General features: G+C 46.0%; 10 protein-coding genes. 5 read left to right on the forward strand and 5 right to left on the reverse strand.

The features are described 5' to 3' along the window. On the forward strand, positions 1 to 581 hold a 581-nt coding region (locus B3180_RS13005; protein ID WP_286844990.1), incomplete at its 5' end, for an L-serine ammonia-lyase. Positions 582 to 603: 22 nt separating this feature from the next. Here the strand turns inward: B3180_RS13005 and cysB are convergent. Continuing rightward, entirely contained in the window at positions 604 to 1,578 is a 975-nt protein-coding gene (gene cysB / locus B3180_RS13010) for an HTH-type transcriptional regulator CysB (protein ID WP_222235533.1), read from the reverse strand. A gap of 123 nt (positions 1,579 to 1,701) precedes the next feature. Between cysB and B3180_RS13015 the strand changes: the two genes are divergently transcribed. From B3180_RS13015 to yciH, 3 genes are read left to right on the forward strand one after another with little or no spacing between them, the layout of a single operon-like run. After that, positions 1,702 to 2,385, forward strand: coding sequence for a sensor histidine kinase (locus B3180_RS13015; protein WP_273022267.1), 684 nt, complete (start codon positions 1,702 to 1,704; stop codon positions 2,383 to 2,385). Positions 2,386 to 2,412: 27 nt separating this feature from the next. Continuing rightward, positions 2,413 to 3,171 carry a hypothetical protein gene (locus B3180_RS13020; protein WP_199494159.1) on the forward strand — a complete coding sequence of 253 codons (759 nt, stop codon included), beginning with the start codon at positions 2,413 to 2,415 and terminating at the stop codon, positions 3,169 to 3,171. A gap of 5 nt (positions 3,172 to 3,176) precedes the next feature. After that, positions 3,177 to 3,512, forward strand: coding sequence for a stress response translation initiation inhibitor YciH (gene yciH / locus B3180_RS13025; RefSeq protein ID WP_278356504.1), 336 nt, complete (start codon positions 3,177 to 3,179; stop codon positions 3,510 to 3,512). Here yciH and B3180_RS13030 read toward each other — a convergent pair. After that, positions 3,493 to 5,163, reverse strand: a complete 1,671-nt coding sequence (locus B3180_RS13030) for a PP2C family protein-serine/threonine phosphatase (protein ID WP_273022263.1) — start codon at positions 5,161 to 5,163, stop codon at positions 3,493 to 3,495. The two genes, yciH and B3180_RS13030, sit on opposite strands and share 20 nt — an antisense overlap. Then, positions 5,163 to 5,468: an STAS domain-containing protein gene (locus B3180_RS13035; protein WP_126779991.1), complete on the reverse strand. Its 306-nt coding sequence runs from the start codon at positions 5,466 to 5,468 to the stop codon at positions 5,163 to 5,165. Before B3180_RS13035 ends, B3180_RS13030 begins: the two co-directional genes overlap by 1 nt. Positions 5,469 to 5,569: 101 nt before the next feature. Here B3180_RS13035 and B3180_RS13040 point away from each other — a divergent pair, with 101 nt between their 5' ends. Then, positions 5,570 to 6,364, forward strand: coding sequence for a response regulator (locus B3180_RS13040; RefSeq protein WP_054488372.1), 795 nt, complete (start codon positions 5,570 to 5,572; stop codon positions 6,362 to 6,364). 76 nt (positions 6,365 to 6,440) lie between these two features. Here the strand turns inward: B3180_RS13040 and B3180_RS13045 are convergent, their stop codons facing one another. After that, positions 6,441 to 7,742 carry an amidohydrolase family protein gene (locus B3180_RS13045; RefSeq protein ID WP_286844993.1) on the reverse strand — a complete coding sequence of 434 codons (1,302 nt, stop codon included), beginning with the start codon at positions 7,740 to 7,742 and terminating at the stop codon, positions 6,441 to 6,443. Next, positions 7,742 to 9,462, reverse strand: a 1,721-nt coding sequence (locus B3180_RS13050; RefSeq protein WP_286844995.1) for an amidohydrolase, incomplete at its 5' end; no start/stop codon positions are given. The genes B3180_RS13050 and B3180_RS13045, both read right to left, overlap by 1 nt.

Consider the following 9,462-nt stretch of genomic DNA (forward strand, 5'->3'; position numbering starts at 1 on the left):
ATTGGGTAGATTTATACGCATTAGCCGTTAATGAAGAAAACGCTGCTGGTGGTCGTATAGTCACAGCCCCCACCAACGGTGCCGCAGGTATTATACCGGCAGTAATGAGCTATGCTGACAGATTCATCGAAACCCTGGACGAAGATGCCGTCGTGCGCTTTCTGCTAACCTCAGCGGCTATCGGTATTCTGTATAAGAAAAACGCTTCTATTTCTGGCGCTGAAGTCGGCTGTCAGGGTGAAGTCGGTGTTGCCTGTTCAATGGCCGCAGGTGCGCTGGCCGAATTTATGGGCGGTGATCCATCCAGAGTCGAAAATGCGGCAGAGATCGGTATGGAACATAACCTTGGCTTAACTTGCGACCCTGTGGGCGGTTTAGTACAAGTACCCTGTATTGAACGAAACGCAATGGGTTCTGTTAAAGCCATTAACGCTGCCCGCTTAGCCATGCGAGGCGAAGGCGACCATAAAGTGTCTCTGGATAAAGTAATTAAAACCATGTGGGACACTGGAAACGATATGAAAACCAAATACAAAGAAACCGCTCGCGGCGGCTTGGCAGTCAATATTATTGAATGTTAACGACCCAAATCATTGCCGGTGCTTAACGCATCGGCAATGAGCAGTTCTCAAACAACTTATCAATTTCTTCCTGAGTTTTCAGTTGCGTCGCTTTTTGTACCTGCTCCCTGGTTAGGTGCGGTGCAAAATTCTCTATAAAGTCATACATGTAAGTGCGTAAAAACGTACCTCGGCGGAAACCTATCTTCGTCGTGCTGTGCGCAAACAGATGTTCAGCCGGTATCGCAACAAGATCCGTATCAACTTTAGGGTCATAAGCCATACTCGCTAATACACCAATTCCTAACCCCATCCGCACGTAAGTTTTTATGACATCAGCGTCGGTTGCCGTAAAAACAATTTTAGGTTCATGCCCGGCCTCGGCGAAAGCTTTATCAAGTTCAGAACGACCGGTAAAACCATGCACGTAAGTCACTAACGGGAATTGAGCAATATCATCAATACTTATTTTGCTGAGCTGCGTAAGCGGGTGCGATTTTGGTACCACAATAGAACGATTCCAGTGATAACAGGGCAGCATGATCAGATCATGATATAAGTGCAATGCTTCAGTGGCGATAGCAAAATCAGCTCGCCCCTTTGCTGCTGCTTCACTAATTTGTTCAGGTGACCCCTGATGCATATGCAGCGACACTTTAGGGTAATGCTGAATAAAACGTTCAATAACGTCAGGTAATGCATAACGAGCCTGAGTATGAGTTGTCGCAATATTGAGTTTCCCCTGATCTGGCAAGGTATGCTCAGCTGCAACGGTTTTTATTGACTGAACGCTATCCAGAACTTGTTGTGCAACCGAAATAATGTCTTTACCAGCAGGTGTTACGTGGGTTAAATGCTTTCCTGTCCGGCCAAATATCTGCACGCCCAGCTCATCTTCCAGCATTCTCACCTGTTTACTGATTCCCGGCTGCGACGTAAATAAGCTTTCAGCCGTAGCGGAAACATTCAGGTTGTGATTCATTACTTCAACAATGTAGCGTAACTGCTGTAATTTCATTGAGGAACGTGCCACTCTGTTTGCGAAATGTGATATAAGAAAATACTATAATAATCTTAATAACTATGACAAATAAAGAACGGATAGCAACGGTATTTGTCAAAATTGCAGGAACTGCCTTCTATGAGTCAGCCCACATTTGATTTTTCAACCGTACTGGCGTCCTCTGTGCACGACATGAAAAACTCATTGTGTTTACTTATTCAAATGATAGAAGAAGTATCTGAACAGGTCACTGACAGCAGTGCAACAGAAAAAATGGCAAAAGTCCATTACGAAGCTCAGCGCATCAACTCCAGTTTAATGCAGATGTTGACTCTCTATCGTGAAAATAACGACGCGCTGCCATTAAATATCGACCAACATCATCTGGATGAGCTGGTCGAAGAGCTGTTATTAAACAACGAACTGTACCTTGAGCAACGCGGTATTACTGTCAGTACAGAAATTGATGAGAGCGCTGTAGCATGGTTCGACAGAGACCTGATTTGTAATTTGCTTAATGACATCATCATTAATGCAATGCGTTATACCGCCGATAAACTCTTTATTGAAGTACAAACAAAAAATGACGGTGGCTGCCAAATCAGAGTTCATGACAACGGGGATGGCTTTCCCCCTGTTATGCTCAAAAATGCCGCTATGCTCATGCAAGAGTTAAAGGTTCAACAGGCACGAACCGGCCTTGGGCTCTACTTTGCGCAGTTAATCGCAAATGCACATGAACGAAATGATAAAAAAGGTTTTATCGAACTAAAAAATAATGGACACTTAGGTGGTGGTGTTTTCTCTTTAACATTACCCTGAGAACAATAATAACCTAATGAGCGTAATATGATTTACACCATTGTTATCGCACTGATTATATTACTGATAATACTGGCAATTGTTGTCGGTGCGGTGCAGCAACATAAGCAACGTTTAGAGCTGGAACGGCGCAAGAAAATGGCGCGTTTGAGAAGCTCGCTTGAGCAAATCGAAGACCTCATTCACATGTCGAGCTTTTTCCCTATTGGTAAGTCGATGCTGGCGGTGTTAAATAGTCGCGCTTATGAAGTGCTCAAGAATATGAACAGCGTATCCCCCTCAAAGGACTATCAGGCACGAATAAAGGACTACGAAGAGCGCATTCAAAGCGTTGATCGCAACGATACTTCTCTTATTAGTGAAGACTTTGAGATTCCGCAAAACAATAAACAAATTATTGCCATGATAAACGGGCTCAAGCGCTTAAGAGCAACACTGAGAAGCGAGCATTCGCGCGGCAGAGTTGACAGTAACGTCTTTAGCGTCGAGGATCAGCGTTTAACTAAATTGCAGTTAAAAATCAGTATTGAAACTCTTATACGCAGAGGCCGCCACGCCTATGAAAGTCAAATGTTGGGCTCTGCTCGTCAGTACTATGAGAAGGCTTTACGCACCATTGAAGACCAGAACTTCAGTGATGATTACACAACCTCGCGGCAGCAATCAATAAAACAGGCGCTGGAGCAAATAGCTCAGGAACTGAAAGATGCTCACGCACGAGACAAAGAAAGACACAAAAAAGAAGACGATTTAGAAGAACTGTTTCAACCGAAGAAGAAGTGGTAAATGGCATGCCAGACTGGAAAGACCAATTAAGCCAAGTAGTATATTCAACAGATTCAGGCCGAATTGATCCGGAACCAGAACCCGAAAGTGTTCCAGAAGGCGACGGTATTGTGCGCCTGCGACGGGAAACTAAAGGTCGTAAAGGCAAAGGGGTGACTATTGTCAACGGACTGAACAAACCCCAGGCAGAATTAAAAAGCATCGCAAGAAAATTAAAACAGCTTTGCGGTGTTGGTGGCGCAGTTAAAGAGTATGAAATTGAGTTACAGGGAGACCAGAGGGACAGTATTGAAAGCTGGTTGAAAAAAGAGGGTTACAAGGTCAAGCGCTCGGGAGGCTAAGATCATATTCAATATACAAGCAGCGCCCATTGTCGCGCCACTCGACGTGACTCGAAAAGTTCCTGATAAGCTGTAATCCTCGTCCGAAAGCCAGCGACTCATCTTCTTCTGTATCATTTACAGGTTCATTGAAACCGTTTTCGCTGTTAGAGGACAGGCTAAAAGACAACAGGCTGCTCTTTGGCCGATACTCGATATCAATTTCTATCTCTACTCCTTCCAACTCTGCCAGTCGCTCTTCACGCGCCCGGTAGTACTCATCAAAGCCCTGACCTGTCTGTTTTATTTCAGAGTCAAGTTGAAGAAAACTGTGCTCCAGCGTGTTATTGAAGGCTTCGGCCAACAATAAGTATAAAGTTGTTTTATGTGCCCGGATACCTTCCAGATGGCTCAACGAATCGACCAGTTTAATAATTGGATCGCGCCCTCTAATTTCATCTTCTTTTAAATAGACTACCAACCGGAAAGGCAGATGCGTCACATTTGTATCAGGTCTTATGACTGGCAAATTAGTTGGTGCACAATCCAGGCACACCAATGAAACATCATCAAACTGCTCCTGACCTTGCTGGAACTTTTGTAAAGCCGTTACCAGGCCGTCAAAATCACGTTTGCACGCATAGCGCCGCAATAATTCTTCAAACCCATCCTCGGACAACCTTTGATCGTCCTGATTTGTCATTTCGACCACACCATCCGTATAAGTAATAAGACGGATGCCCTTCCCAATAAAGCAGTGGCTGACCTGACTGCTAAATTCTTCAGGAGGCAAAATACCTAACGCCATATGTTCCGGCACCAAACGATTTTCAACCTGACCAGCTTCATTAATCAAAAGAGCGTCGGGAATTCCGCCGTTCCAATAGGTAAGGCGCTCGCCATTTGCCGATAACTCCGCAACGAAGGCAGCACAAAACATATCGTCAGGTAAGAGTTTAACCAGCTTGCGGTTAAACTCTTCAACCATATTGGCTATTGAAAGGCCTTTATCAGCCAAATCAAAAAAGGTTTGAGAAACGGGAAGAGCCCCTGTAGCCGGTGCCAAGCCGTGCCCGGTAAAGTCACCAACAAAAAGGTAGAAGTTGCCTAAGGGCCCAGCTTTAGTCAGAACTAAGTCGCCATTGAACTCGCTGGCAGGCGCCAGATAGGTTTTCAGGAAAGGATATTGTGTTTCATTTTCCTGCAAAGCATTCGCCAGCATGTGACTGACAACGTTTTGCTCGCGCTCCATACGGTTTGAGTGATAAGCCAGGGCTTCATTTTTTCCTTTTAACGAATAACTGAGTTCACGAACCCGTGCGTGAGCATTCAACTTAGCCTGCAAAACCACAGGTTCGAAAGGCACGCTAATGAAGTCATCGCCGCCCGCTTCCAGACACTTCAGCAAGGTTTCCTGATCATCCAGTGCGGTAATAAATAAAATAGGTAGATGAACATCGCCACTTAAAGCCTTTAAACAGGGTGCGGTTTCAAACCCATCCATAATAGGCATCATAACGTCCAGCAACACGACGTCCGGCTCCAGATCAGAAAAAACATCTATTGCCTCAATGCCGTTTGAAGCGCACCTTACCTGATGACCAAAACGCTTAATTAACCCGCTTAACATGACTTGGTTTGCGGGTTGGTCATCAACAATTAAAACCTTCATTAAGCGATAACAAACATCTTATCAAAGCGCGAAATATCAAGAATACGGCGTACGTCAGGCTTCGCATTCACTAACTGGATACCTTTGACACTACTACCTAGAGATTTACGCATATTAAGCAACATGCCCAGCGCAGAACTGTCTAAATAGTCCGTTTCCCTCAAATCAATAATAACCGTGGGTTGGGAATCACCAATATGACTGTAGGCCTGGCGAAACTCCTGAACCAGACTAAAATCAAATTTACCTTTTATGGCAATAACTAACTGCTTACCATCATTTGAAAAATCGCGACTAACGCTCATACTTCCCCCTTTTTTTAATGAGCTTAACACAGATTTTCTGATTGAGTTTATCTGCTGAATACCCTACTCTTTCGGACACAATAAATCCTAGTTATTTTATTATGGCTATAGCCTTCGACGAACTGCGCATTTTGCTCATCGAACCATCCGATGTGCAACGAAAAGTCATTACTCAACACCTGAATCAAGCAGGTATTCAGCATACCCGCGGCGCTTCAACCATTGCAGAAGCCAAAGAAGAAATACTTCGTTGGCAACCTGATATTGTTACCAGTGCTATGTATTTTTCCGACGGTACTGCCCATGAGCTGATTCAGTTTATTAACGCTAAGGACTTAAAAGATACCTTACATTTTATGTTGGTGTCATCTGAACATCGTGCGGATCAACTCGAACAGTTCAAGCAAGCAGGTATTATTGCCATTTTACCCAAACCTTTTACGCCGGATCAGCTGCAACGCGCCATAACCGCCACCATGGATATGATGGAGCCGGAACCACTGCACCTTGAGCTCTATGATATCGAAGACTTAAGAGTGTTAATTGTGGACGACAGTATGACCTCGCGACATGTTCTGCGCCGTGTATTTGAAAACCTTGGTGTTGAAAGCTTTGTTGAAGCGGAGAACGGACAGCAAGCCATTGATATTCTGGCAGAACACCAGTTTGATTTAATTGTCACCGACTTTCATATGCCACAAGTGAACGGTAGCGAACTGACGCAATACATTCGTAACAGCTCAGCACATGCTCATACACCGGTACTCATGGTTACAGCCCGCGCCAATGAGCCTCAACTAGCCAATGTGAAGCAAAGTGGCGTTGATGCCCTGACGGATAAGCCATTTGAACCAGCAACGCTAAGAGCTCTTATAGCGCGCTTGCTAAATAGCTAAGTTAGGATGTCTGAAATGAAAAGCCCCTGTCGTAAATGACAGGGGCTTTTTTGTTTGCCTAACTAAAACATTGTCTTTATTCAGATGGTTTCTGGCGGTACTTCTCGTAGAGCTCTGTATGGCGGCTACTTAAGCTCACTTTGCGTCCATCAATATAAAGGTGCGTTAACTTTTGCCCAATAGGGTCCAGTAAGTCACCTTCCGATACGCTAAGTGAGGCACTTTTCCCGACTTCCAGCGAGCCCAGTTTATCCGCAACCCCAAGAATCTCTGCAGGTTTCAATGTGATTGCCGCGAGCGCTTGTTGCTGATCCAGACCAAATGCGACTGCATTACCAGCCGCAAAAGGCAAGTTACGCACGTCCCAATAGCCAGGGTAAGAAATCGCAAAGTTCACTCCCGCCTCTGCAAGTCGAGCCGGTGATGAAAAGTCTTGATCATAACCTTCATCGTCACGACCTAGCAGACCATATGGAGAGCCAAAAACAACCGGAACATTCAGCTCGGCGAGTTCGTCGGCAATACGCCACGCATCTCTGGCGCCCATCAATACCAAGTCAAACCCATACTCCTGAGCGGTATCAATGGCCTGCTCTAACTGACGCTTGTCATCAGCATGAACATACAGCTTTTTGCTGCCATCAAACAGTCCCAGCATAGCTTCCCAGCGCTGGTCTAAATCAATAGCGCGATCAGCCTGCTTGGCGTCGTAGTAAGCTTTAGCATCGGCAAATACTTTCATCAGCTTCTGCCGATTTTCTTCATTGGCTTTACGCTGCTCTTCGGCAGAACGACGTTCCCACCAGGTATTAACAACGTATGTCCGTGGCCAGGAAATGTGTACGCCCAGCTCACCGGCAGCCAGCGCATCCTGGTAATTCCAGCCATCGAGGTGCATTAACGACGACTGGCCAGCCACAAGCGAGCCTTCAGGCACTACCTGAGCATGAGTAATGCCGTGATAACGTACGGTCGGTATAATTTCCGAGTCGGCGTTAAACGCAATGTGCCCTGCTACTTCCGGGTGAATGTCACCCACTTCGCGAGCATCTCGTGTAGCACGTACCGCTTCAATTTCATTCAAACCAATTGTTGTATCCATTGCAATAACGCCTGGATAAACGTGTTTTCCTGAAATATCAATTACCTCGGCACCTTGGGGAATACTGACATCACGACCAATAGCGGTAATTTCCCCATTCTCGAAAACTAAGTCTGAGTCGGTTAGTACGCCATTAGATACCGTGTGCAGAGTTCCTCCCTGAAGCACAACAGGAGCCTGCTGCTTTTCACCCGGAACTTCATCATGTGCCATTGCACTATTCAGCGTCAGCGCACTAACTAATGCGGCACTAACAGTGGTAAGTAGTTTATTCATTAGTGTTGTCCTCCGTGCTGATGCCCTTTACCGGTAAAGTGATCCAGCCAAAAATCATGCTCAGTATCACAGTGCCAGGTTGGCTGTTCCGGTTTATAACCATCTTTAGCACCCTGCTTAGCATCATCACCTGCTGCTAAAACTTTCTGGATAAGTGCGTTTTTCTCTTCTTTAACGGCTTGCTGACGTTGCTTGTCCAGCTCACGATCAAAGAACTTACGACCATTTATCCAAGTCTGCTCTGCGCGGGCATACGCACTTAAAGGATAATGACTCCATAAAACAAAGTCGGCGTGCTTGCCTTTTTCGATAGAGCCGACATAGTTATCAACTTTTAGCTGTTTGGCCGGGTTAATCGTCACCATTTTCAGCGCTTCGTGTGGCTCCATACCGCAATAACGAACTGACTTAGCTGCTTCAGTATTCAAACGGCGCTGCAAGTCGTTGCTGTCCGAGTTAATACTGGTTAATACGCCACGCTCTTTCATCAAACACGCGTTATGTGGAATAGCGTCGTAAACTTCAAACTTATACGCCCACCAGTCAGCAAAAGTTGAACCGCTGGCACCATGTGCAGCCATTTCATCAGCAACTTTGTAGCCTTCAAGAATGTGGGTGAAGGTATCCAGCGTGAAGCCAAAATCCTCAGCCACTTCCATTAACATCAGAATTTCTGAAGCAACGTAAGAGTGAGCATGAACAAAGCGTTCACTGTTTAAAATCTCCAATAGCGTATCCAGGCGATAGTCCGGACGTGGAGCAGAAACCTTATTACGCTCTGAACGGCTCATACGGTCATAAGCTTGTTTACGCTGCTGGTACTCAAGTGCAGCCTGGAAAGCATCGCGCATGATAGTCTCAACACCCAGTCGAGTTTGTGGGTAGCGAACCGTCATATTGTCGCCCCAGTTACTCTGCTTAACGTTCTCACCTAATGCGAATTTAATCGACTCCGGTGCAGCATCAAACTTCATGATATTGGCATCGGTACCCCAGCGTAGTTTAATAACCTGCGCCTGGCCCCCAATTGGGTTGGCTGAACCATGAAGCAATTGCGCCATAGTTGTACCACCGGCCAACGAGCGATAGATGTGAATATCGTCCGGGTTAACCACGTCACCAATTCTGACCTCCGAAGTCACAGCCTCGGAACCTTCGTTCACACCACCTTCTATAGCAATGTGCGAATGCTCATCGATGATGCCCGGAGTTAAATGCATGCCTGCACCGTCAATTTCTGTGACGCCGGAAGGAGCCGACAGGTTATCGCCTATAGCCGCAAACTCACCGTTTCGGACCAAGACATCCGTCTCTTCCAAAATGCCATCATCAGTGGCTGTCCATACAGTTACGTTGCGAATAAGCACATCCTGACGCTCTGGCAAGCCATCCAGACCATAAGCAACATTAGGGAAAGTCAGCTCACTGACGTATTCAACCTGGCTATCTTCTTCTGGAGTTTCAGTGGCACCTTCAGGTGCATCCATCTGCGCCTGTAAGGTGACTTCTTCACCCGCTGGAGAAACCGCCGTTACAGCAAATGTTTGCTGTGCCTCAGGCACTAGCTTAAAGCGCCAGCTACCCGCAGGCTCTATGTCCAGGTCAGCAACAAAGGATAAAGACTCAGTGCCCGACTGAACATTACGCAACCCACTAGACTGCTCACCAACGTTCACTTCACCAGTAAGCACTGGACCTGGCTTAATCGAGATTTCAACAC

This window comes from Idiomarina sp. UBA4206, assembly GCF_002383015.1.
Classification (GTDB): Bacteria; Pseudomonadota; Gammaproteobacteria; order Enterobacterales; family Alteromonadaceae; genus Idiomarina; species Idiomarina abyssalis.